Raw genomic sequence first — 22,612 nt, 5'->3', positions numbered from 1 at the left:
GGCCAATTATGGGGCAACGTCCACCGAGATCGCGGGGTCGGCGAAGCGCTCGTTCGGGACGGTGGCGTACCAGCCGGGACGTCCCGGGTCGCGGTCGTAGGGATAGCCGCCGGTCTCCCGGTAGAACTCGGCGTAGCGGGCCACGCGGTCGGGGTCGAGACGCACCCCGAGCCCCGGCCCGGAGGGCACGGCGATGGCGCCGTCCGCGTACGGCAGCCTGCCGCCCTCGATCACGTCGTCGCGCAACTGGTGGTAGTGGGCGTCGGCGGCGTAGGTGAGGTTCGGCAGCACCGCGCCGAGGTGCAGCATGGTCGCGAGCTGGATGCCGAGCTCGCCCGAGGAGTGCACGGCCACCCCGACCTGGAACGTGTCGCACACCGCCGCCGCCTTCACGCACGGCCGGACGCCGCCCCAGAACGTCGTGTCCAGCAGCACCACATCGGCTGACCTGCGCAGCACGTTGGAGGCGAGCTGCTCGAAGTTGACGACCACCGTGTTGGTGGCGAGAGGCACCCTGACCTGCTCCCGGACGGCCCTGAGCCCTTCCATCCCCCAGACGGGGTCCTCCAGGTAGTCGTTGTTCAGCCCCTCGATGGCCCGGCCGAACCGCAGCCCCTCGGCCACCGACAGGACGGCGTTGGGGTCGTACCTGAGCCGGTCGCCCGGGAACGCCTCGGCCAGCGCCCGGTAGCACTCCAGCTCGTAGTCCGGCGGGAACACGCCGCCCTTGAGCTTGTGCACGGTGAACCCGTGCGCCTCCTTGAGCCGGGCGGCGTGCTCGACGAGCTGGGCGGGGGTGCGGATCTCCGGGTGGCCGTCGGCGGCGTACCGGAAGAACAGGTAGGAGGCGAACGGGACCGCGTCCCGCAGCCGCCCGCCCAGCAGGTCGTGGACGGGCACGCCGAGGTGCTGCCCGACGAGGTCGAGGCAGGCGAACTCGACGGCGGCGAGGAGCTGGGTGCGGTTGTTGTAGAGCGAGGCGGTCGGATTGGCGATCTTGAAGCGCAGCGCCTCCAGCTCGAACGGGTTGTGCCCCTTCAGGTACGGGACGAGCGCCCGGAAGGCCGACTCCGCGCTCTCCCCACCGCCGCCCATCTCCCCCAGGCCGACCAGCCCGTTGTCGGCCTCGACCTCGACGATCGTGCGGACGAACCGGCCCCAGTGTGCGCCGTTGCTGTGCCGCAGCGGCGCCTCCAGCGGGACGGCGACCGTCGTGGCCCGGATGTCAACGATCTTCACGCGCGCTTCCCTCCGACGACGGCGACCCCGCAGGCGGGCAGGTGGACCTCGACCGGATCCCGTCCAGGGACCGTGACCGTCGCCGTCACCGGCTCGGCGGCCAGCGACTGCAGCCGGACCACCTGCTCGCCGTCCACCCGGCCGATCGAGGTGATCAGCACGTCGGGGTGGTCCACCGAGGCGTAGGTCTCGCCTGCGCCGGAACCGCCGGTGATCAGCGCGCCGACGAACGGCTCGGTCAGCCCCGAGGCCGCCGCCGCGCCCAGCCTGCCGCCCTTGACGCCGGCCGCCGACGTGACGGCGTACCGGAAGGTGGTCTCGCCCTGCTGCTGGGCCGGGAAGTTGGTGTCCCAGATGTTGTTGAGCGCCCAGGAGTAGACCGTGCCGTCCTCCTGGTCGAGCGTGGGCGGGAACGGCGCGTACGGCATGTGGATGGTGCCGAGCTGCACCAGCGGCGCTTCCAGGGTGGCCCAGGCGACGGTCAGCTCGGGGTCCTCGAAGGCGATCCAGTGCCTGATCGGCAACATGTACTCGGCCGAGCCCGGCACGCGCGGCACGCCGGGGCCGCCGACCCCGCCGGTCAGCTCCCAGGCCGTGGCCGGGCCGGTCGCGAACGGGAACGCCAGGAACACCGCCTCCTTGGCCGGGGTGCCCTGCTTGGCGAGCTGGTAGGTCAGGTCGAGCCTGGGGACGCCCCGGTGCAGCTCGATCGTGGTGCGCAGCCAGTCGACGCCCTTGCCCTGGAGCTCGACGACCAGCTTCTCGCCGACCGCCGTGCGCTGGGCCCTGACGATCGTCGCGTTGCGGGCGACGGCCCGGTCGCCGAGGAGCGTCCTGTCGTGCGCCCCGACGTGGCCCGACAGGTGGTTGAAGTGCGGGGCGGTGGCGTAGCGGTCGTAGACGTACTGGCCGAAGCCGGCGGCGGCCTCGCCGTTGACCAGCTCGCGGCCGGCGGACTTGTCGAAGATCGAGCTGATGTGGCCCTCGCGCACGTCGTAGGCCACCCGGTAGAACTCGTTCTCGATCACGCCGTCCAGGTCCGGCTCGGCCGGCTCGGGGGCCTGGGACGGCCCGCGGACGACGTCCAGCCGCGCGTAGCCGAAGCCGGGGACGTCCGGCACGACCGCGTGCACGTGCCGGCCGATCGGGCGGGTCGGCCAGTCGTCGGGGTCGACGTACTCCTCGTGGTGCGGCACGGTCTCGCCGGTCCGGGCGTCGACCAGCGCGATCGGCACGTCCACGGCCACCACGTCGCGCGGCAGGAACGCGCGGACCACGTCGGTCCGCGCCCTGGTGCCGGGGTTGAACACGGCGAACGAGGCCAGGGCGCCGCCTTCCGCGTCCGAGGTCGAGAGGGCGGCGGCGAAGCGGCGGGTGGCGGCGTGCAGCAGGTCGGAGGCGTCGTCCTGGGCCTGGTAGGCGCCCGACGACTTGCGGGTCCACTGGAGGCCGCCGGAGTCGCCCGCCTCCTCGGCGTCCTCCCACGGGTTGGCCGCGCCCCAGGTGTGCTCGTTGAACAGGGCGACCTTGTCGTAGGCCGCGTCGATCTCGTCCGTGGCGTCCGCCCCGGCGATCGTGTGCAGGGTCTCGGCGACGCGCAGGGCCGACTGGGCGCGGCGCACGTAGCCCAGCGGGCGGGCGCCCGAGCCGAGGCCGTCGGCCCACCAGTCGGTCCAGTCGCCCTCGTGCACGGCCAGGCGGTCGTGGTAGCGCTCCTCGACGTGCTGGAAGAAGTCGCTGTTGACCGCCGTGCGCAGGCGCGGCCAGGCCCACGTCTCGTTCCACCGGCGGGCGACGGAGGCGGGCACGATCGACGGCCCGGCGTTGTCGGCGTGCGCCCCCTGGACCCGCAGGTGCAGCACGTCCAGCTCGTACGGCTCACGCGGCGCGTCCGGCCCCTGCCATCCGAACGTCCCCGGCCCGTACGGGTAGCCCCGCGTGGCCAGCGCCGACAGGTAGCGCGGCAGCAGGTCGTCGGCCAGCTCGTAGGAGTCGGTCAGCCCGACCGTGTTGCCCTCCATGTACGCCATCCCGTGCGGCGTGTCGGTGAACCAGACCAGCAGCTCGTTCCCGCTCGGCGCCCGCCACCGGAACGGCCTGGTCAGCTTGTCGCCGCCGTGCAGGTACGGCACCGACCGCCCGGCCCAGTTGTGCGCGGCGGCCAGGTAACGCACGCCTGAGGCGTTGAGCGCGTCCACCAGCCCGACGACCGCGCCGGGCACGTCGGTGTGCATGGCGGACCTGGTGGCGAAGCCGTAGCGGTCCTGGAGCTGCGCGGTGAAGCGGAGCTGGCGGTAGAGCTCCTCGGTCGAGCACGCCTCGGTGTGCAGCTGGAACGGCAGCGCGGTCACCTCGATCACGCCCGCCCTGGCCAGCGCGGCGAACGACTCGACCTGCCCGGCGGGCCGGGCGTCGAGCCATTTGAGCGCGGGCATCGACGACTCGACCGTCCAGCGGAACCTGGCGTCGTCGGGCCAGGAGGCGGTCTCCTCGGCCAGGCGCAGCGCCGCGTCGAGGTAGTCGAGGTGGTGGCGGAGCACCGTGCCCTGGGGGTCGGTGTAGCCGATGTCCAGGTGCGAGTGGTGCACGACGAACACGCTCCACTTGCGCTGCGGGGTGACCGTCACCTGCGCGCTGCCGACCACGCCGGCGTCGTCGCGGCACTCCAGGGTGAGCGTGCGCGGCGCGTCCACCTCGGGCACCAGCAGCGTCACGTCCGTGCCGGAGGCGCTGTCGACGCCCACCAGCACGTGGGTCAGGGGTTGCGTGCTCGACACCCTGACCGCCTGGCGGCCGTCGTGCGTGAACAGCGGCAGCACCGCGACCCGCACCTCCAGCCCGCGCGCGCTGATCACCGGTGTCGAGGTGTCGTTGCGCAGCGCCTGCCTGATCCCGTCGTAGTCGGGGCTACCCAGGCTCCGCTGGAGCAACCGGCTCGTCATCTAAACACTCCCTAGGGACAGGCCCCGTGCGAAGAGGCGCTGGGTTGCCAGGAACAGCACGACCGTCGGCAGCGAGACCACCAGGCCCGCCGCCAGGCCGACGGGGACCGGGGTGCCGGCGTAGACGTCGGTCATCAGCCCGGCCAGGGCGGTCATGACCGGCCGTACGCTCCCGGTCTGCGTCAGCGTCAGGCCGAAGATGAGGTCGTTCCAGATGAAGGTGAACTCCAGGATGAACACCGCCGTCAGCGCGCTGAGCGAGATCGGCAGGTAGATGCGCCAGAAGATGCGCCACGTGGACGCGCCGTCCATGCGGGCCGCCTCGAAGATCGAGAACGCGACCCCCGTGTAGAAGTTGCGCAGCACGAACGCGGCCAGCGGCACGTTGATCGCGGTGTAGATCAGGATCATGCCGAGCCTGCTGTCGTACAGGCCGGCGTCGCTGTAGCCGACGAACAGCGGCACGAGCAGCATCTGCGACGGGAACACGGTGCCGCCGAAGATCAGCAGGAACCACCAGAACCCGTGACGCAGCCGCAGCACCACGATCGTGTAGCCGGCCAGCGCCCCGATCAGCACGCCGAGCAGCGGCGAGACGACCGCGTAGAGTGCGGTACTGGCCAGGCTGCCGGTCAGGTCGGCGCTGTCCAGGGCGCGGCCGAAGTTGTCCAGCAGCGCGAAGTCGCCGGACGGCGCCCACGCGCTGCCCGGGTCGTACGAGGCCGCCGGCCTTGAGGCGTTGACGACGAGCAGGTAGGTCGGGCCGAGCCAGATCAGCCCGAGCACGATGAGCACGACGCGCCGGATCATCGCACCTGCCTCCTCAGGTAGAGGTAGGAGGCCAGCCCGGTGACCACGGTGAGCAGCACCGCGACCGCCGAACCGTAGCCGTAGTCACTGGCCACGAACGTGTCGCGGTACATGGTCACCGCCAGCGTCTCGGAGTTGCGTCCCGGGCCGCCCTGCGTCAGCACCCACACGATGTCGAACGTCTTCAGGCTCGCCACCAGGGCCAGCCCGACCACGACCGCGGTCAGCGGGCGCATCAGCGGCCAGATCACGTGCCGGAACAGCCGCCAGCCGGAGGCGCCGTCCAGGCGGGCGGCCTCGATCGGCTCCTTGGGGATGGACTGGAGGCCCACGACGAACAGCAGCGTGTTCACGCCGAGCTGCTGCCAGGTCCACACCAGCAGCATGGCCAGCGTGTTGTCCGGCGCGACCTGCAGGAACGCGGTGTCCACGCCGAGCAGCCGGTTGGCGATGCCGTCGTGGGACAGCACCGGGCTCCACACCATGGCCAGGCCCGCGCCGCTCAGCGCGTACGGCAGCATGAACGGCACCCGGTACCAGGCGCCCCCCTTGATGTCGTAGGACAGCACCGCGACCAGCAGGCCGAGCCCGACCGGCAGCACCATCGTGCCGGCCACCCAGATGAGCGTGTTGCGGGTCGAGGTGAGCAGCGCGGGGTCGTCCAGCAGCTTGACGAAGTTGTGCACGCCGACCCACGCCGGGGGTTCAAGGCCGTCGTAGCGGGTGAGGCTCAGGTAGGCCGTCCACAGGAACGGCGCGTAGAGCAGCCCCGCGACCAGCACGGCCGCGGGCGCCACGTAACCGTGCCTGAACCGGCCGAGCATCGGGGTCCGCGCGCTCATCACTGATGCGTGGCCCAGTACTCGTCGGCGGCCTTCTGGATGGTGTCCAGCACTTCCTTGTACGTGCCGGGCTCGGTGACGAACTTGCCGAAGCCGTCGAGCGCGGCGGTCAGCACCGGCGGCGGCGTGGCCTCGAAGTAGCGGTTGACCAGGCGGTACTTGCCGCCGCCCGCGTCCTTGGTGACCGCGCCGAGCGCTTCGTCGGCGATCTCGACCTTCGGGTTGGCGCTCACGTCGCCCCTGGTGGTGGCCCACTTCTTCTGGGCGTCGGCGGTGGTCCACCACTTGAGGTACTTCAGGCTGGAGTCGGGGTCGGCCCCCTTGGCGAGCGAGCACAGCGGCCCGCTCTCGAAGATCATCGAGGTCTTCGGCAGCGCCGGGTTGACGTTGGGGATGACGAAGAATCCGTAGTCGGTGCCGGACTTCAGGTCGCGCTGCGTCATGCTGGTGCTGAACCAGGTGCCGAAGGAGACCATCGCCGCCTTGCCGGTCTTCATGACGTCCCCAGGGTCGGTCTTGTCACCCGGGTTCATGAAATATCCGGCGTCGATGAGCGACTTCCACTTCTCCATCACCTGCACCACACCCGGGTCGGTGTACTTGGCCTGGCCCGTGGACAGCCGGTCGTACAGGTCGGGGTCGGAGCCGGCCAGGAGCTGCTCGAACCAGACGAAGGAGAACAGCACGCTGGTGTGGTAGAAGGCCTTGACGCCGTTCTTCTTCAGGGTCTCGGCGGCCTGGACCAGCTCGTCCCACGTCTGCGGGGGCTTCAGGCCGTACTTGTCGAAGATCTTCTTGTTGTAGAACATGCCCCAGTAGGCGACGTTCATCGGCACGCAGTACTGCTTGCCGCCGATGGTGTAGTACGGGGCGAGGTCCTGCGACAGGTCGCCCGCCTTGATCGCCTCCTGCCAGACGGCCGTGGTGTCGGCCACCTGCTTCTGCTTGACGATCTCCGCCAGCATCCCCCCGGTCTGCCAGGTGAACAGGTCGGGCTTGACGTCCGTGCGGAACGACGCCTTGATGAAGGCCTGGTACTGAGCGGAGTCGGTGTATCCCGTCGGCTTCATGCCCAGGCCGATCTGCTGCTTGGACAGCGCGCCCATCTCGTCGAAGTATTTCGTCCAGGCGCCCTTGTCGTTGTAGAGCGTCAGTTCGGTCTTCTTCTTCGGCGCCTCGGCGCTGTTGCCGCCGCAGGCGGTCAGGACCAGCGCCGCCACGCCGAGCGTGGCCACACGTGACCGGAACATGGCCGGCCTCCTTGCTCTTTCGGGGGGACTTGCTCTATCTGGGTGGCAACCTCTGTTCGACGACGGTCCGGACGTCGACCAGATGGGCCCGCATGCGCGCCTGCGCCTCGGCGGCGTCACGCGCTTCGATGGCCTCCAGGATGGCCAGGTGCTCCTCGTAGTCGCGGCGCCGGTCGTCGAAGATCTGCAGGATCTCCCGCTGCTCCGGCCCGTGGACGGTGAGCAGCGAGTCGACGACCTCGTTCAGCACGCTGTTGCCCGCCATCCGCGCGGTCGCCCGGTGGAAGGACATGTTGGCCTCGTGCAGCTCGGCGTCCTCGCCGCGCAGGTGCCGGCCGGCCTGGTCGAGCACCCGCTTGAGCGCGGCCAGCTCCGCGCCCTCGGCGTGCTCGGCGGCCATGGCGGCCAGCGGCGGCTCGATCACGATCCGCGCGCCGAGCAGTTCGAGGAGCTGGGCGGCGTGCATCTCGCGCATGTTGGGGTTGGGCAGCACGAGCCGCTCGATGTCGGCGCCGACGTAGATGCCCGAGCCGTGCCGCAGCTCGATGGCCCCGGTGGCCTCCAGCCTGCGCAGCGCTTCGCGCAGCGTCGGGGTGGTGACGGCGAAACGCTGGGAGAGCTCCCTGGTGGAGGGCAGCCTGTCGCCCGGCCGGTGCCCTCCACTACGGATGAGCTCCAGCATGCGCTCGGTCAGAGCGTCGGAAAGCGTCGGCCGCGCAACCTCGGACATATCAAGTGATCTAATCACTTAATCCGACGCACGTCTACGCCGACCGGGGATCTCCCCGATCAGCGCTTGAGCAGGTCCTTCATCAGGTCGATCTGCGCCTTGCGGGACGCCTGCACCTGCCCCGCCCACTCCTTGACCTCCGGGTCCGCGCCGGAGGCCACCTCGGTGTCGGCCATCTTGATCGCGTCGCCCTGGTGGGCGATCAGCAGGGTCATCAGGTCGTGCTCGAAGGACTTCGACTTCTTCAGTGCCCTGATCTGCTTGCGGTCGGTCTCCGGCATGCCGCCGTGGTGGTCATGGGCGCCGGAGGCGGCGGTGAGCGGCTGCTCCCAGGCGTACAGCCAGCGCAGCATCATCTCGACCTCGTCCTGCTGCGTGCTGGCCACGGCGGCCACCAGGATCCGGAGCTGGTCGTCGGTGGCCCGCTGGCTGCCGAGCTTGGCGATCTCTATGCCCTGACGGTGGTGCTGCAGCATCATCTGCACGAACATCACGTCCTGAGCGTTCACCGGAGGCGCCTGGGCCCCGGCCGCCCCGCAGGCGGTGGCCAGCAGGAGGCACAGGGCCGCCAGGACGAGCTTCAGGGCGCCGGATCGGGGGGTTGCGGCCACTCTGCGCGCCTTCCATTAAAAAGGAAACCTTCCTAAGAGTTAGACGATTTCCCCCAGGCGCGCAAGGGGCCCTGTCAAGGCGGCGGATCGCCGGCACGGCGGCCCGGCACCGGGCCGCTTGCCGTCCGGCCCGGCCCTAGGCGGCCGCGCCGCCGAAGACCTCCTTGACCAGCCGCTGCAGGACCTCCTGGAACGCCGCCGCCTGGGACATCGCGGCGTCGTCCACGTAGGTGACCGAGGCGGTCAGGGTCCTGCGGCCGTCGGGCGTGCTGTACATCAGCGCCGCCGAGCCCGAGATGCCGCCGTTGTGCGTGATGAGGGTGCCGGTGTCGGGGTCCGCGTCCTGCACGAACACCCCGAGGCCGTAGCCGACCTTGGGATGCGCGTCGCGCATCTCGGCCAGCAGCGGGGCCGGCAGGAGCCGGCCGCCCATCAGCCCGGAGACGAACGTGTGCAGGTCGCGGGTGGTCGAGATCATGTCGCCGCCGGTGGAGATCCAGGAGGGGTTCTGACGGGTGACGTCGACCGTCCTTTCCTGGCCGTCCTCCTCGTAGCGGTAGTAGGCGTGGGCGTGCGGCCCGGCGATCTCCGTGTCGGTGCCCGGCACGACGGTGTCCGGCAGCCCGAGCGGGTCCAGGACGCGCAGCCGCATCTCCTCGGCCAGCGTGCGGCCGGTGACCTTCTCGACCAGCAGCCTGACCAGGACGTAGTTGGTGTTGGAGTAGCTCCAGTCCGCCCCCGGCTCGAAGCGGGCGGGCTTGGACAGCGCCAGCCGTACCAGCTCCTGCGGCTGGTAGGTCCTGAAGCGGTTCTCCACCCACTCCTTGCCCGACCAGACGATCCCCGGCACGACGGTGCCGTCCTCGTAGTACTCGCCGGTGAAGTTGAACACGCCGCTGGTGTGCTGGAGCAGCATCCGTAGGGTGATCCGGCGGTCCAGCCCGAACTCGGGCAGGTGGTCGTCCACGACGTCGTCCAGGCCGAGCACGCCGTCGGCCACCAGGCTCAGGACGAGGGCCGCGGTGAAGGTCTTGGTGACGCTGCCCACCCGGAAGCGCCCGTCCGCCGGCGGCTCGGCGAGGCCGCCCAGCTCGCGCACCCCGGCGGTGCCGACCCACTCGCCCCGCTCGTCGTTCACCCGCAGCTGCACGCCGACGAAACCGGAGTCCACGATCTCCTGGAGGATCTTCTGCAGCTCCGGGCGCTCGGTCACGTCGTTCACGGAAACGCTGTCGTTCGTCATGCTTCGTACGCCTTTCAGAGCCTTCGGGCCGATTCCCCGAACCGGTGATGGTCCAACCATCCCCGGCCGCGCTGACACGGGACCGTCGCCGTCCTGACGCGCCCGCTGACGCGGCGTCCCTCGTACGGCTACCGATGGCTCCGGTGCACGGTCTCCGGCCCCACCACCCTCAGCAGCTCCAGCGCCTCGAACGTCTTCGAGCCGGGCGGCGGCGTGAAGATCAGCAGCCGCTGGTCCTCGGCCGGCGCCAGCAGCACCTCGTAGTCGAACTCCATCGCGCCGATGGCCGGATGCCGGACCCGCATGCGGCTGCCGCGGCGCACCGCGACCTCGTGCCGCTCCCACAGCGAGACGAACTCCGGGCTGGCCCGGCGCAGGCGCTCGACCAGGGCCCTGGCCTGCTCGTCGTTGCCCCGGCGGACCACCGCCGCGCGCAGGTCGGCCACGTGCGCGCGGGAGCGCTCGGCGTGCTCCTCCTCCGGGTAGGCCGCGCGCCTGAACGGGTCGGTGAACCAGCGCCACACGATGTTGCGATCGGGCTCCTCGACCGTGCAGCTGCATCCGAACAGGGACTCGGCCATGGCGTTCTGCGCCAGCACGTCGCCCAGGTCGCTCAGCACCTGCGCGGGCGTACCGACGAGGCGGTCGAGCAGGTAGAGCAGGCTCGGCTTGACGTGCTCGCCCGCCCGCGGCCCGGCCGGGGGCCGGTGCCCGGCCAGCAGGTAGAGGTGGTCGCGTTCGTCGCTCGTCAGCCGCAGCGCCCGCGCCAGCGCGCCCAGCAACTGGGTGGACGGCTGTGGGCTGCGCGCCTGCTCCAACCGCATCAGGTAGTCGGCCGACATGCCCGCGAGCTGCGCCACCTCCTCCCGCCTCAGCCCCGGAGTACGGCGCCGCGGCCCCGACGGCAGCCCCACCTCGCCGGGCAGCAGCCGCTCGCGCGAGCGGCGAAGGAAGTCGGCAAGCTCCGTACGATCCATGAGCCCATCCTGCAATACCGCGAAATATCGCATCCAAGGACCATCTGTCCTAGGGAATCCGGTCCGCTCCTCATCCGCGCCCCCGCCTGGCACGGTGACGCCCATGACCCGACACCTGACCGTCTCCGGGACCCGCCTCGCCTACCGCACCCTCGGCGACGGCCCCGGCCTGGTGCTCCTGCACGGCACCGGCCCGGGCTCGTCGACCTGGAACGGCGTCGCCGAGCGCTTCGCCGACCGCAACACCGTGATCCTGCCCGACCTCGGCGGCAGCGACCTCGTCGAGGACGACGGCGCCCCGCTGACCGTCGAGGGCCTGACCGAGCAGCTCGCGGCCGTCATCGAGGACTCCGGCAAGGCCCCCGTGGATCTGCTCGGCTTCTCCCTGGGCGCGGTGGTCGTCCTGTCCCTCGCCGCCACCCGCCCCGAACTCGTCCGCCGCCTGATCCCGGTCTCCGGCTGGGCCCACACCGAGGACGCCTACCTGCGCACCGCCCTGCAGACCTGGCTCGGCCTGGCCGGCAACCCGGACGCCTTCGCCCGCTTCTCCATGCTGACCGCCTTCAGCCCCCGCTACCTCAACTCCCTTTCCCCCGAGGACCTGGAGAGCCGGGCGACGTACTTCCAGCCGCACCCCAACCGCCTGCGCCAGATCGACCTCGGCCGCCGCGTCGACCTCCGCCGCCTGCTGCCCGGCGTCAAGGCCCCCACGCTGGTCGTCGGCGCCGCCCGCGACGGCCTGATCCCGGTGGAGAACTCCCGCGAGCTCCACGCCGCCATCCCCGGCAGCTCGTACCTCGAACTCGACACCGGCCACGTCTCCAGCGCCGAACGCCCCGACGACTTCGTCACCCTCGTCCGGAACTTCACCCCCCTCGTCCAGGACTTCACCCCCCTCGCCCGCGACGCCACCGCCTGACCTCCGGCCCCGCCACGGCCCGCGGCACAGGGCGAGCGGGGGCCGATGTCCGACACAAGGACGGCGGGGGCCCGCCCGCTCACCGCGGACCGGCCCCCGCCACCGACCCACCGGCTCAGCCCAGAGTGTCCTTGATCTTGATCTGACCCCCGTCGATCACGAACCTCTGATTGTTGTTGTTGGCCTGACACTCCCACTGATAGATCCGGACCCCGTTACCGCGATCATTGGTGACATCCACACACATCGGCCGCGACGTCCCCAGAGTGTCCTTGATCTTGATCTGACCCCCGTCGATCACGAACCTCTGATTGTTGTTGTTGCTCTGACACTCCCACTGATAGATCCGGACCCCGTTACCGCGATCGTTGGTGACATCCACACACATCGGCCGCGACGTCCCCAGAGTGTCCTTGATCTTGATCTGACCCTCGTCGATCACGAACTTCTGGTTGTTGTTGTTGCTCTGACACTCCCACTGGTAGATCCGGACCCCGTTGCCACGGTCGTTGGTGACGTCGATGCACATGGGGTTCGGAGCGGCAGCCGCGGCAGGCAGAACGAGACCCGCACTGGCGGTGACGACGAGGACGGCTCCAGACAGAAGGCGACGAACCAGCATGAGTGTCCCTCCGAGGGTGCGTTGAACAGGGCTCATGCACCATGTCGCAACTCAGGGTGTTCGATCAATCACCTTCCGTTTACACTCCCCTTCCCCCGGCATTCGACCTGGAACCACGACGTCATAGGCTCGCCGCGGGTCTGGTGGCATGCAGAGGGAGGCGCGATGACTTCTGGCTTCGCGGCCGGCGAGCAGGAGTGGCGAGCTCGCCTGGGGACACTCCGGCAGATCGTCCGCCAGGAGCTGGTGGCCCGGCAGTTGGCGGCTCACCTGCCCGATGCGGTGCCGCAGCGCGTTCTGGACGTGGGCTGCGGCCAGGGAACCCAGTTGCTGCGGCTGGCCCGGCGCGGACACGACGTGACCGGGCTGGACTCCTCGGCGGCACTCCTTGGCGACCTTCAACATGCTCTGGCGGACGAGCCCGAGGGCGTCCGGGAGCGCGTGCGGATCCGCCAAGGCGACGTACGGGACCTCGCGAGCTTGTTCCGGCCCGAGAGCTTCGACGTCGTGCTGTGCCATGGCGTTCTGATGTACTTCGCCGACCCCGGGCCGTTGCTGGATGATCTGGCGCGGCTGTTGGCCCCCGGGGGCATGGCGTCTTTGCTGGTCCGCAACGGGGACGCCTTGGCGATGCGGCCGGGCCTGCTCGGCGACTGGGCCACAGCGCAGGGAGCCTTCCGGGAACTGACGTACGACAACCGCATCGGCGTCACGGCACGCGCCGACCGCCTGGAGGCCCTGACCGCCGCGCTCGCCGACCGGCGGCTGAAGGTACGCGCCTGGTACGGCGTGCGCGTGTTCACCGACACCGCGCCGGCCGACGCGGAACTCCCCGACGACCAGGCTCTGGCCGCGCTGCTGGACTGCGAGGAACAAGCCGGCGCCACAGATCCCTATCGACGCGTTGCGGCTCTGACCCACGTCCTCGCCGAGCGGGCGTAGAGCCGATCGACACGCCCTGGGATCGACGTTCGGCATGGGGCAGCGCATGCAGGCGCACCCGTGCTGGAGGGGCGCCGCGGGTGGTGCAGCAGGCTCAGGTGATCACCATGTCGCTGGGCGTCGCCGTCCACCTCGCCCCCTGGGGGAAAGGCCCCAGGAATCACCCTCGGGGCCTTTCCATGACGCACGGCGCCGACCGCGACGACCTCGCCCGGCTCGCGCGCGCCTCGGCCTATGAAGCGGTCTTCGGCCTGCTGTACCGCCTCACCGCCCACGGCCAGGACGACGAAGCGCCTGACAACTCTCCTGGCTGGCGACTGATGGAGACCACAGCGACGGGCGAACTCACCGGCCGCGCGGTCCGATCGCTCCATGAGGACCTGCTCGGCATGGACCCCTCGGGCCGCGAGGGCCAGGACCTCTTCGAGTAGTGACCCGTCCCCGTGGCTGTACGCCCACGCAAAAGGCCCTCCCGGATCATCCGGAAGGGCCTTTGAACTGGGAGCCGCCTTGGGGATTCGAACCCCAGACCCCTTCATTACGAGTGAAGTGCTCTGGCCGACTGAGCTAAGGCGGCGTGCCTGTACGGCTTGAAAGAGTCTACAGGAGATCGAAGGGTTCTTGCTCCTCCTGATCACCGGATGCCCGGACAGATCGCGCCATCCTTCGGCGGCACCCCCTCCACGAGATACCGGTCCACGGCGTCGTCCACGCATGGGGAGCCGTTCCCGTACGCGGTGTGCCCGTCGCCGTCGTAGCTGAGCAGGACGCCGGACCGCAGGTCACCGGCCAGCGCCCGAGCCCACCCGTACGGCGTCGCCGGGTCCCGTTCCGTACCGACGACCAGGATCGGAGGGGCTCCGGCGGCGGTCAGGCGATGCGGCGAGAAGGTGGGCCGAGCCGGCCAGAACGCGCACGGCAGGGACGACCACACGATGTACGGCCCGAACCGGGGCGCCTTCCTGGACGCCTCCGCCGCATCCTCCGCGAAGGCCGCAGCCGTGGCCGGATACGGTCCGTCTACGCAGTTCACCGCCAGGTTGGCCGCGAGCTGGTTGGAGTAGGTGCCGTCGTCCTGCCGGCCCGCGAGCTGGTCGGCGTTGTGCAGCAGGAGTGAGCCGTCGCCGTGCAGCGCCCGGCGTAGCGCCTCGGTGAGTTCCGGCCAGGAGGCGCGGTCGTAGAGCGGCGTCAGCGCGCCGAGGGTGGCCAGCGCCTCGGTGACCAGCCGGCCGCCGCCTGCCAGGGGCCGGGTGTCGGCGCGGCGGATCAGGGCCCCGACCTCGTCCATCGCCTCCTCGGCCGTCCGGCCGGCAAGCGGGCAGTCGCGGTCGCCCAGGCAGTCCTGGACGTACGCGCGCAGTGCCGCCTCGAACCCCACGGCCTGCTCGGTGTTCACCAGCATCCGCGGGCCGGCCGGGTCGAGGGCGCCGTCCAGGGCGAGGGCGCGCACGTTGCCGGGGAACAGGTCGGCATAGACGGCCCCGAGAAAGGTGCCGTAGGACTTGCCGAGATAGGTCAGCTTCTGGTCGCCCAGGGCCTGGCGCAGCAGGTCCAGGTCGCGGGCCACGTCCATGGTGCCCAGGTGGGGCAGGAGCCGGCCGGAGCGCTTCCGGCAGCCGTCCGCGAACCGCCGCGCCGCGGCCTCCAGCGCACCCCGCTCCTCAAGGGTGTCGGGGGTGGTGTCCATGGCGACGAACGCGTCGAGAGCTTCGTCGTCGAGACACTCGACCGGCGCCGACCGGCCGACCCCGCGCGGGTCGAACCCGACGACGTCGAACCGCTCCCGTACCTTCTCACCCACCACCAGCCGGGCGGCCCTGGCGTACTCGACCCCGGACGCCCCCGGACCGCCCGGGTTCACCACCAGTGAGCCGATCCGGTCGCCCGTGGCGGGCAGCCGGACGACCGCCAGCCCAAGCGACTCACCGTCGGGACGGTCGTGGTCGAGCGGCACCCGCAACGTCCCGCACTCGAAGCCGTCCCCGCAGCCCGACCAGCCGATCCCCCGCCCCGCCCGCTCCTCAGGACGGCCACACCCACCGGCGAGAAGCACCACCGGCACCGCGACCCCGGCCACGACGCGGCGCAGCCGCCGTGCCCACCGGCCCCCGCCGCGTCTCCGGCGTCTCCGGCTTCTCCACGCCCGCCCGCTCGCCACCGGCCCATTGGTGGCGCCGGACGGCGGGCCCATGGGCTCGTACGCCCGCCTCTCCGCGGACCCGTACCGAGACGAACCCGGCATGGTCGGCAGGGCTCCCCACGAGCGATGGTTGCGCACCACACCAGCCAACCACCGACGGCGCGGGCACACCCCCTGGACGCCGTCCGGCGATCGCGGCAGGAGGGACACACCGCGTCACCCCGGATGACTTCCTGTGATGCCAGGAGTTAGCCTGAAAAGGCTGCTCCGTCCCCCCGGTGACGGTCGTTCGGTCGACCCGTCCGGAGGCAGTCGTCCGGTATGTCCGGCGAACAACGGAGGCATCGATGAACGGCTACCCGCAGATCGCAGACCACGGCATGATCGGAGACCTGCAGACCGCCGCGCTCGTCTCCAGCGACGGCACCATCGACTGGTGGTGCACGCCCCGGTTCGACTCCCCGAGCCTTTTCGCGTCCATCCTCGACAGCGGGCGCGGAGGCCACTGCCGGCTGGCCGCCGACATGGGGGGCAGCGACGAGGCGGCCGTGCGGCAGCTCTACCTGCCGGACACCGCCGTCCTCGTCACCCGCTTCATGGCCTCCGGCGGCGTCGGCGAGGTCGCCGACTTCATGGAGCCGAACACGTCCAGCACCCCTTCCGGCCGGCACCGCCTGGTGCGGTTCGTGCGGGTGGTCCGCGGGAGCCTGCCTTTCGTCTTCGCCTGCCGTCCCCGCTTCGACTACGGGCGGGCGCCGCACACCCTCGCGCTCGGCGACGCCGGATCAGCGGTCTTCCAGGGCCCCGGCACGAGCCTCCACCTGCAGGCCGCCGGCCCTGTCGCCCTGCGCCCTGACGGTGAGGACATCGTCGCGGACTTCACCCTCCACGCCGGCCAGACCGCCGCGATCGTCCTGACCAGTTGCAGCGGCGATGACCAGGCCGTGCCGCCCGTGACCGCCGCCGGGATACGCGACAGCTTCGAGGCCTGCCGCGCCTTCTGGCACGGCTGGCTGCGCGCGTCCCGGTACCGGGGGCGCTGGCGTGACATGGTGAACCGGTCGGCGATCACTCTCAAGCTCCTCACGTACGCGCCCACCGGCGCCCCGATCGCCGCCGCCACGATGGGGCTGCCGGAGCAGATCGGCGGCGAGCGCAACTGGGACTACCGCTACACCTGGGTCCGCGACGCCTCCCTGTCCGTCCGGGCCCTGATCGGCCTCGGCTTCGTCGAGGAGGCCCAGGCGTTCCGTACGTGGCTGCACGAGCGGCTCCTCGCCGGCCGCGCCTCCGGCGAGCCGCTGCAGATCATGTACCGGATCGACGGCGATCCCCATCTGACCGAGGAAGTGCTCGACCATCTGGAGGGATACCGGCAGTCCCGACCGGTACGGGCCGGAAACGCCGCCTCCGATCAACTCCAGCTCGACATCTACGGCGAAGTCGCCGACGCCCTGGCCCAGGCCCAGGAGATCGGCGGCATCCGCGGCTGGCGGTCCTTCGCCGGGCTGCTCGACTGGCTGGCAGACACGTGGGACCGTCCCGACGAAGGCATCTGGGAGACCCGCGGCGGGCGCCAGAACTTCACCTACAGCCGGCTGATGACCTGGGTCGCCTTCGATCGCGGCATCCGGATGGCCACCACCCACTCGCGTCCGGCCGACCTCGTGCGCTGGATGAGCGTCCGGGACGCCGTCTTCAACCAGATCATGGACCGCGGCTGGAGCCCGGACCGGCAGGCCTTCGTCCAGCACTACAGCACCGACGTGCTGGACGCCTCGCTGCTGCTCATGCCCCGGGTCGGGTTCATCTCCCCCCGCGACCCGGCCTGGCTGAGCACCCTGGACGCCATCGACGAGGAGCTGGTCAGCGACAGCCTCGTCTACCGCTACGACCCCGCCGCGTCCCCCGACGGCCTGCGCGGTTCGGAGGGGACGTTCAACCTGTGCAGCTTCCTCTACGTCGAGGCCCTGGCCCGCGCCGGACGGCTGCAGCAGGCCCGTTACGCCTTCGAGAAGATGCTCACCTACGCCAACCACGTCGGCCTGTTCGCCGAGGAGATCGGCCCGTCTGGCGCGCAGCTCGGCAACTTCCCGCAGGCGTTCACCCATCTGGCGCTCATCGCCGCGGCCATCGCCCTCGACGAGCAACTCGACCGTGCCGAACCGGGCGGCCGGTAGACCGCACACGACGTCCCCGGAGCTCACCGGGGGTCGGCGGGGAGCCGGATCGCGGCGGCCAGGCCCACCAGGGCGAAGATCGCAAGCGCGATCATGGCGAGGGCGTAGGAGCGGTTCCCCTCGGCCAGCCCGGAGATGAGGATCGTGCCGGCGATCGCCGTCCCGAACGACGAGCCGAGATTGGACACGCTGCGCGACAATCCGGAGATCTCGCCCTGCTGTTCCTCGGGAAAGCTGGACTGCACGACGTTGACCGACGGCGTGAGCATCACGCCCACGCCCAGCCCGATCAGCAACAGCCCCGGCACGAAGGCGACGACCCGCGACGACGCTTCCACCAGGGCGAGCAGGACGGCGATCCCGGCCACGGTCATGGCGAAACCCGCCGAGATCAGGCTCTTCTGGGAGTGCTTCCTGGCGAGCCGCTCCGCCGCCAGGGAGCTCACCAGAATCCCCGCGGTCGCCGCGGTGAAGACGACCCCCGTCTGGATCGCGTTGTACCCGCGGACCTTCTGCAGGAAGACCGCGACGACGAAGGACGTCCCCATGAGGACCAGCCACTGCATGTTCTGGGTGACGAGGCCGAGATCGGACGTACGGTTCCGGAACAGACTTGTCGTGAGCAACGGCTCCTTCCCGGCGCGTTCCCGGGCCCGGATGTGCAGGAAGAACCAGATCAGGAAGCCTGCTCCGGCGACGAGGAACACCGTCATCAGCACGGCGTTCTTGCCGGCCTGGAGGATCCCGAACACCACGCAGAACATGCCGACGGCCGACAGGACCGCGCCGGCGGCGTCGAAGGGCCGGCTCGGATCCGGCGGCACCGGGTCGGCGATCCGGCGGCTGAGGAAGACGATCACCGCGACCACCGCCGCCTGGAAGGCGAACGCGGCACGCCAGGTGATCGCCGTCGCGATGAAGCCGCCGATCAGCGGGCCCGCGGCCGCGCCGACACCCCCCAGCCCGCTGATCAGGCCGAAGGCGCGGGCCCGCGACCGCAGATCGTCGAAGGCCATCGTCGCCAGAATGTAGACGGGCGGGATCAGCAACGCGGTCCCCACCCCTTCCAGGACCGAGTTGCCGAGGATCAGCACCGCGAGGCTGGGCGAGAACGCGCTGGTCAGAGCGCCTATCCCGTACAGGGTGAGGCCCGCGAGGAAACACTTCTTGCGACCCCAGCGATCGGTCAGCTTGCTGCACGGGATCATCAGCACGGCCATGATCAACAGGAACAGCGTGATCGTGCTCTGCACGCCCTTGACCGTGGTGTTCAGGTCCCGGCCGATGTCGTTGATCATCACGTTCATGTTCGAGCCGGCGAAGCTGCAGATGAACTGGGCGAGGGCCAGCGGGGCCAGCGGGCTCTTCGCGAAGGCGGCCGAATTCCCGGGGGCTGCGGGTCCGGTCATGGTCCACCCCGCCGTCGCGCTCGCTGAGGTCGATCGGTGGCTACGGGGTCGGGGCCTTCGCCGTACGAACCGGCGCCGGCCCTTTCAAGGACGGGATCGTCGCGGCACATCATCCACCTGCACATGACCACCTCGATGTTCGCCGCCTCCGGGGTAACCGCCTCTCTGACAGCCACCCCCGGGGTGGTCGCCACGGATGGCCGGCCGCCTCCCGGGTGGTCGCCGCCACGGATGCCCGGCCGCCTCTGCGGTCGGGGCGGCCGTGCCGGCGGGCGTCCGGTCAATGGTGGAACGCGGCCTTCAGCACCACGATCACCAGCCCGAGCAGCAGATTGATCACGCTCGTGACCAGCACCATGCGGGAGGAGGCGCCGATCCCCACGGCCGCCGCGGCCGACCAGCCGACCTGCCCGGCCACCGCGACCCCGAGGGCCAGCCAGGCGGTGCCCCGCGCTTCGAGGCCCAGCAGCGGCCCGACGGCCACGGCGACGGCCGGCGGAACGGCCGCCGTGACGATCGGCCACTCCTCGGCGCAGGCCCGGCGGATGTCGGCCACGCTCATGCTCTGGAAGACGGTACGGGCGCCGAACAGGCGGGCGTGGACATGAGCCGCCCAGAACACCGCGCTGGTCCCCAGCAGCAAGACGATCATCTCCAGACGCGGGAACCTGCCGAGCGACGCGGCACCGGCCACCACGGAGGCGGCGAGCAGCGATCCGTAGACCGCACCGGTGTAGTCCCTGTGGGCGCCATCGGCCGGCGACCGATGACCGTCGGCCGGATCGGGCACCTTCCCCATGACGACCTCTCTCGGTGGTTACCTGACCATCTCTCAACAAAGGGCGCTCAACTCTCACCCTCGCGACGAAAGCGACCGCGCCACGCCCACGCGACGCGCGCTGCGCGCACGCGGTGAGGCGGACGCGCCGCGCCCACGCGGCGGGGCGAATCCACCGCGCTCATGCGGCAGAGCAGGTGCAGTGCGCTCGAACGGCAGAGCGGGTGCGTCGGGCTCACGCGGCGTGACCGGGCGCGTCGCCGCCGCGCCGTCCGCGAAGGACAGCCGTACGCGCCACCGATCCGTGGTTCTGCCGTTTCAGGTCAGCAAGGCGGTCACGGACGGCGATGGCGGCGCTGAGGGCGGGATAGGAGATCGCGATGAGATGGCTCATTGGGCTTGTTCCTCCTGATCGGTTGCATCGACGAGCAGCTGCGGATGCCCCGGAAGGCAGTGCGGGCCGCCGCCGGAACAGGTCCGTGACCGGCTTTCCGGTGTCCAGCGCCCTCCGTGGAAGACCCGCAACAGCCGCATCGCGGCACACAGGACGGCATCGCCCGGCTAAGCCGCCGTTCATGCTTCTGATCCCCTGTTCCCGATCGGGCGGCCACCGCGACAAGGCAAAGATTCCCCTCGGACAAATCTGGGCGTTCTACGAAAACAACCCTCAGCGCGCCGAGAAAAAGGGACTTTCCATGCACAACGTCGAGGATGAGCAGCCCTAGCTGCGGGGACCATCCACTTCGCCTACCTTCCGGCGAGGCGTGATGGAGGGACGTGGGCCGCCATGGGATGTCTGTTCGCGATCTTCGCGGGCCTCTTTCCGCGACTTGCCGTGTTCATCATCTGGGTGGCGCGGCCCGCTCTGGTCAGCGCCGCCTTCGACACGTGGATCTGGCCTCTCCTCGGCCTGATCTTCCTGCCGTTCACCACGCTGATGTACGTGATCCTTTACGTGCCCGGCGTCGGACTGCGAGGAGCCGACTGGTTCTGGATCGCCGTATCGGTCGCGCTGGACCTCTTCCACTGGATCGGCACCGCGAGCCAACGTCGCCAGATCCCCGGCTATCCCCGCGGCTGACCGGCCACCGCCCGTACCGTCGCACGTGCACACCGGCCGGAGGGCCCGGCGCGGTCTCCGCCCGGCACCGCCGCCGGAACGATCGTCCATCCGCACGGACCCACGTCACTTCGGCGGCGGCGAGCCGGAACCGCCCTTCGAGGACGCTTCCCCGCCTTCGCCCTTCGGCGGCGCCGACTCGGCGGCCATGGCCTCCCGCAGCTCCTGACGAGTGGCGAACGTGTCGATCAGCGACAGCAGCATGGCCACGATGGGGATGGCCAGCAGCGCGCCCATCGCGCCGAACAGCGACGCCCCCGCGATCACTGCGGCGAAGGACACCCCGGGATGGATGTCCACCGCCCGCGAGCTGATCTTCGGCTCCAGCGTCAGGTTCTCCACCTGCTGGTACACGATGCCCCAGGCCAGCGCCGCCACTCCGATCCAGGGACGCGACGAGACCAGTCCCACCACCACCGGCAGGGCGATGGAGATGTAGGTGCCGATGGTGGGCACGAGCTGGGCGACCAGCCCCGTCCACGCACCGAGGGCCAGCCAGGAGGGCATGCCCAGCAGCAGGAACACCAGGGCCGACGCCGTGCCGTTGATGGCGGCCAGGATGAGCCGGGAGGAGACGTATCCACCCGTTTTGATCGTGGAGACGTCCCAGACGCTGATGAAGACCTGCTGGAGCCGGCCCGGCAGCAGCTGCGCGAGCCACCGGCGCAGCCTCGGCCCGTCGGCCGAGAAGTAGAACGTCAGCAGCGCCAGGGTGAACAGGTTGAACAGCGTTCCGGTCACCGTGCCCAGCAGACCCAGCACCCCGCCGAGCGCGCCCTGCGCGTACTCGGCCGCCTGCTGCGGGGTGAGTTTGATGGACTTGAGGATGTCGGAGATCTCATAACGGGTGCCGAGACGGGCGTTGACCCACTCGACCACGCCCGCGATGACGTCGGGCAGAGCCTTCAGCAGCACCGCGACCTGCTGCACGAACATGCTGCCGAACAGCAGCATGAAGATCACGAAAGCCAGGATGAACAGCGTCATCACCAGCAGCGTCGCTCTGCCTCGGGGCATGTGCCGCGACATGCGCCGCACGGCGGGCTCCATGGCCAGCGAGAGGAACCACGCCATCACCAGCATGGCGATCAGCGCACCCGCGTCCGTGATCACGAACCGGACGAAGAACGCCACCGCGACGACGGCCGCCATGGCAAGCCCGGCACGCCAGACGTTGGCAGGCGAGAGCATCACCTGCACTGCGGGCACGCCCTCGCTCGACTGCACCGGATTCTTCATGACTCTCCAGAGATCTAGACCTCACCTCCGATGACCCGGCCCTCACCCCAGGCGCACGAACATCAACCCTCTGAAAGTTCGCCCCACGAAGCCTGCGACCCGATCCGCGCCATACACGGAAGTGACGCACCCAACGTACGACGACCAGCCGCTCCACCCCCGCATCTACCACCTGACCGGCTTGTCCCCCCTCGCTGAACAGCACCCCGCACCCCCAGGCCATGCCAGGACGCGCGGCGAGCCAGGGGCACCGGCGAGGCGAACGGCTAACTCCGCCACTTCGAACGAGCTCCGCAAGCTCCCGCTCAGACAGGCGTCAGAAGATCACGCTTCGGGCGGCTGGGAGTGGCACTTCCGCGAGGGCGGCTGCGCCAGCGGTTGGCGTCTTGGTTGGGGGCGCTGTGAGCACGTGCGTTTGCCGCAGTGAGCCTCATCAGAACGCCCGGGGTGCACGAGGGGCCGCATGGAGCCTCGACAGCCATGCCCCCTCGCGCTGTAGCCCCCACAGCCTCCCCGTCACCTTAGAACTCCTAACAAAATGATCTAGGAATACTGGTGATCGCCTTCGAGTTGATCACGGTGTGAGGAAGGGCGAGCAGCCCCCGTGGATCGTGCCGGA

20 protein-coding genes and 1 tRNA gene are annotated in these 22,612 nt (G+C 70.3%); 6 read left to right on the top strand and 15 right to left on the bottom strand.

The window, feature by feature from the left end:
* Nucleotides 1–6 precede the first annotated feature (6 nt).
* The 9 genes from ACIBST_RS38435 to ACIBST_RS38395 form a co-directional block, all read right to left on the bottom strand.
* Entirely contained in the window at nucleotides 7–1,239 is a 1,233-nt protein-coding gene (locus ACIBST_RS38435; protein ID WP_397178491.1) for an enolase C-terminal domain-like protein, read from the bottom strand.
* A complete protein-coding gene (locus ACIBST_RS38430) occupies nucleotides 1,236–4,181 on the bottom strand; it encodes a glycoside hydrolase family 38 C-terminal domain-containing protein (protein ID WP_397178490.1) in 2,946 nt (981 codons plus the stop codon). Before ACIBST_RS38430 ends, ACIBST_RS38435 begins: the two co-directional genes overlap by 4 nt.
* On the bottom strand, nucleotides 4,182–4,991 hold the full coding sequence (locus tag ACIBST_RS38425) for a carbohydrate ABC transporter permease (RefSeq protein WP_397178489.1): 810 nt from the start codon (nucleotides 4,989–4,991) through the stop codon (nucleotides 4,182–4,184). It lies immediately after the preceding gene.
* On the bottom strand, nucleotides 4,988–5,833 hold the full coding sequence (locus tag ACIBST_RS38420; RefSeq protein WP_357975433.1) for a sugar ABC transporter permease: 846 nt from the start codon (nucleotides 5,831–5,833) through the stop codon (nucleotides 4,988–4,990). The genes ACIBST_RS38425 and ACIBST_RS38420 overlap by 4 nt, the downstream gene beginning before the upstream one ends.
* On the bottom strand, nucleotides 5,833–7,083 hold the full coding sequence (locus ACIBST_RS38415) for an ABC transporter substrate-binding protein (RefSeq protein ID WP_387671552.1): 1,251 nt from the start codon (nucleotides 7,081–7,083) through the stop codon (nucleotides 5,833–5,835). Before ACIBST_RS38415 ends, ACIBST_RS38420 begins: the two co-directional genes overlap by 1 nt.
* Nucleotides 7,084–7,117: 34 nt before the next feature.
* The gene (locus tag ACIBST_RS38410; RefSeq protein ID WP_397178488.1) at nucleotides 7,118–7,813 is read right to left on the bottom strand and encodes a FadR/GntR family transcriptional regulator; all 696 of its coding nucleotides are present in this window, start codon (nucleotides 7,811–7,813) and stop codon (nucleotides 7,118–7,120) included.
* A gap of 59 nt (nucleotides 7,814–7,872) precedes the next feature.
* Nucleotides 7,873–8,424: a DUF305 domain-containing protein gene (locus ACIBST_RS38405; RefSeq protein ID WP_397178487.1), complete on the bottom strand. Its 552-nt coding sequence runs from the start codon at nucleotides 8,422–8,424 to the stop codon at nucleotides 7,873–7,875.
* Between the two features lie 136 nt (nucleotides 8,425–8,560).
* Nucleotides 8,561–9,667: a serine hydrolase domain-containing protein gene (locus ACIBST_RS38400; RefSeq protein WP_397178486.1), complete on the bottom strand. Its 1,107-nt coding sequence runs from the start codon at nucleotides 9,665–9,667 to the stop codon at nucleotides 8,561–8,563.
* A 128-nt stretch (nucleotides 9,668–9,795) separates the two neighbouring features.
* Nucleotides 9,796–10,644: a helix-turn-helix transcriptional regulator gene (locus tag ACIBST_RS38395; protein WP_397178485.1), complete on the bottom strand. Its 849-nt coding sequence runs from the start codon at nucleotides 10,642–10,644 to the stop codon at nucleotides 9,796–9,798.
* Nucleotides 10,645–10,747: 103 nt separating this feature from the next.
* On the opposite strand from ACIBST_RS38395, the gene ACIBST_RS38390 reads away from it, so the two are divergent.
* The gene (locus tag ACIBST_RS38390; protein WP_397178484.1) at nucleotides 10,748–11,563 is read left to right on the top strand and encodes an alpha/beta fold hydrolase; all 816 of its coding nucleotides are present in this window, start codon (nucleotides 10,748–10,750) and stop codon (nucleotides 11,561–11,563) included.
* Between the two features lie 115 nt (nucleotides 11,564–11,678).
* Here the strand turns inward: ACIBST_RS38390 and ACIBST_RS38385 are convergent, their stop codons facing one another.
* Nucleotides 11,679–12,185 carry an RICIN domain-containing protein gene (locus ACIBST_RS38385; protein WP_397178483.1) on the bottom strand — a complete coding sequence of 169 codons (507 nt, stop codon included), beginning with the start codon at nucleotides 12,183–12,185 and terminating at the stop codon, nucleotides 11,679–11,681.
* Nucleotides 12,186–12,350: 165 nt separating this feature from the next.
* On the opposite strand from ACIBST_RS38385, the gene ACIBST_RS38380 reads away from it, so the two are divergent.
* Entirely contained in the window at nucleotides 12,351–13,127 is a 777-nt protein-coding gene (locus ACIBST_RS38380; protein ID WP_397178482.1) for a class I SAM-dependent methyltransferase, read from the top strand.
* Nucleotides 13,128–13,207: 80 nt separating this feature from the next.
* The gene (locus ACIBST_RS38375) at nucleotides 13,208–13,558 is read left to right on the top strand and encodes a hypothetical protein (RefSeq protein ID WP_397178481.1); all 351 of its coding nucleotides are present in this window, start codon (nucleotides 13,208–13,210) and stop codon (nucleotides 13,556–13,558) included.
* Between the two features lie 72 nt (nucleotides 13,559–13,630).
* Here ACIBST_RS38375 and ACIBST_RS38370 read toward each other — a convergent pair.
* Nucleotides 13,631–13,704, bottom strand: a tRNA-Thr gene (locus ACIBST_RS38370).
* A gap of 57 nt (nucleotides 13,705–13,761) precedes the next feature.
* Entirely contained in the window at nucleotides 13,762–15,180 is a 1,419-nt protein-coding gene (locus ACIBST_RS38365; RefSeq protein WP_397178480.1) for an alpha/beta hydrolase, read from the bottom strand.
* Nucleotides 15,181–15,614: 434 nt separating this feature from the next.
* Between ACIBST_RS38365 and ACIBST_RS38360 the strand changes: the two genes are divergently transcribed.
* Entirely contained in the window at nucleotides 15,615–17,447 is a 1,833-nt protein-coding gene (locus tag ACIBST_RS38360; RefSeq protein ID WP_397178479.1) for a glycoside hydrolase family 15 protein, read from the top strand.
* 23 nt (nucleotides 17,448–17,470) lie between these two features.
* Here the strand turns inward: ACIBST_RS38360 and ACIBST_RS38355 are convergent, their stop codons facing one another.
* Nucleotides 17,471–18,856, bottom strand: coding sequence for an MFS transporter (locus tag ACIBST_RS38355; RefSeq protein WP_397178478.1), 1,386 nt, complete (start codon nucleotides 18,854–18,856; stop codon nucleotides 17,471–17,473).
* Nucleotides 18,857–19,136: 280 nt separating this feature from the next.
* Nucleotides 19,137–19,655, bottom strand: coding sequence for a hypothetical protein (locus ACIBST_RS38350; RefSeq protein ID WP_397178477.1), 519 nt, complete (start codon nucleotides 19,653–19,655; stop codon nucleotides 19,137–19,139).
* A 554-nt stretch (nucleotides 19,656–20,209) separates the two neighbouring features.
* Here ACIBST_RS38350 and ACIBST_RS38345 point away from each other — a divergent pair.
* Both ACIBST_RS38345 and ACIBST_RS38340 read left to right on the top strand, forming a co-directional pair.
* Complete coding sequence (locus ACIBST_RS38345) at nucleotides 20,210–20,359, top strand: hypothetical protein (protein WP_397178476.1); 150 nt, start codon at nucleotides 20,210–20,212, stop codon at nucleotides 20,357–20,359.
* Between the two features lie 62 nt (nucleotides 20,360–20,421).
* A complete protein-coding gene (locus tag ACIBST_RS38340; RefSeq protein WP_397178475.1) occupies nucleotides 20,422–20,715 on the top strand; it encodes a hypothetical protein in 294 nt (97 codons plus the stop codon).
* 105 nt (nucleotides 20,716–20,820) lie between these two features.
* Here the strand turns inward: ACIBST_RS38340 and ACIBST_RS38335 are convergent, their stop codons facing one another.
* Nucleotides 20,821–21,993: an AI-2E family transporter gene (locus ACIBST_RS38335; RefSeq protein WP_397178474.1), complete on the bottom strand. Its 1,173-nt coding sequence runs from the start codon at nucleotides 21,991–21,993 to the stop codon at nucleotides 20,821–20,823.
* Nucleotides 21,994–22,612 lie beyond the last annotated feature (619 nt).

The organism is Nonomuraea sp. NPDC049684, assembly GCF_044465345.1.
GTDB lineage: Bacteria > Actinomycetota > Actinomycetes > Streptosporangiales > Streptosporangiaceae > Nonomuraea.
Note: the sequence above shows the minus strand (reverse complement) of the source record. Positions and strands in the feature narration are given on the sequence as shown.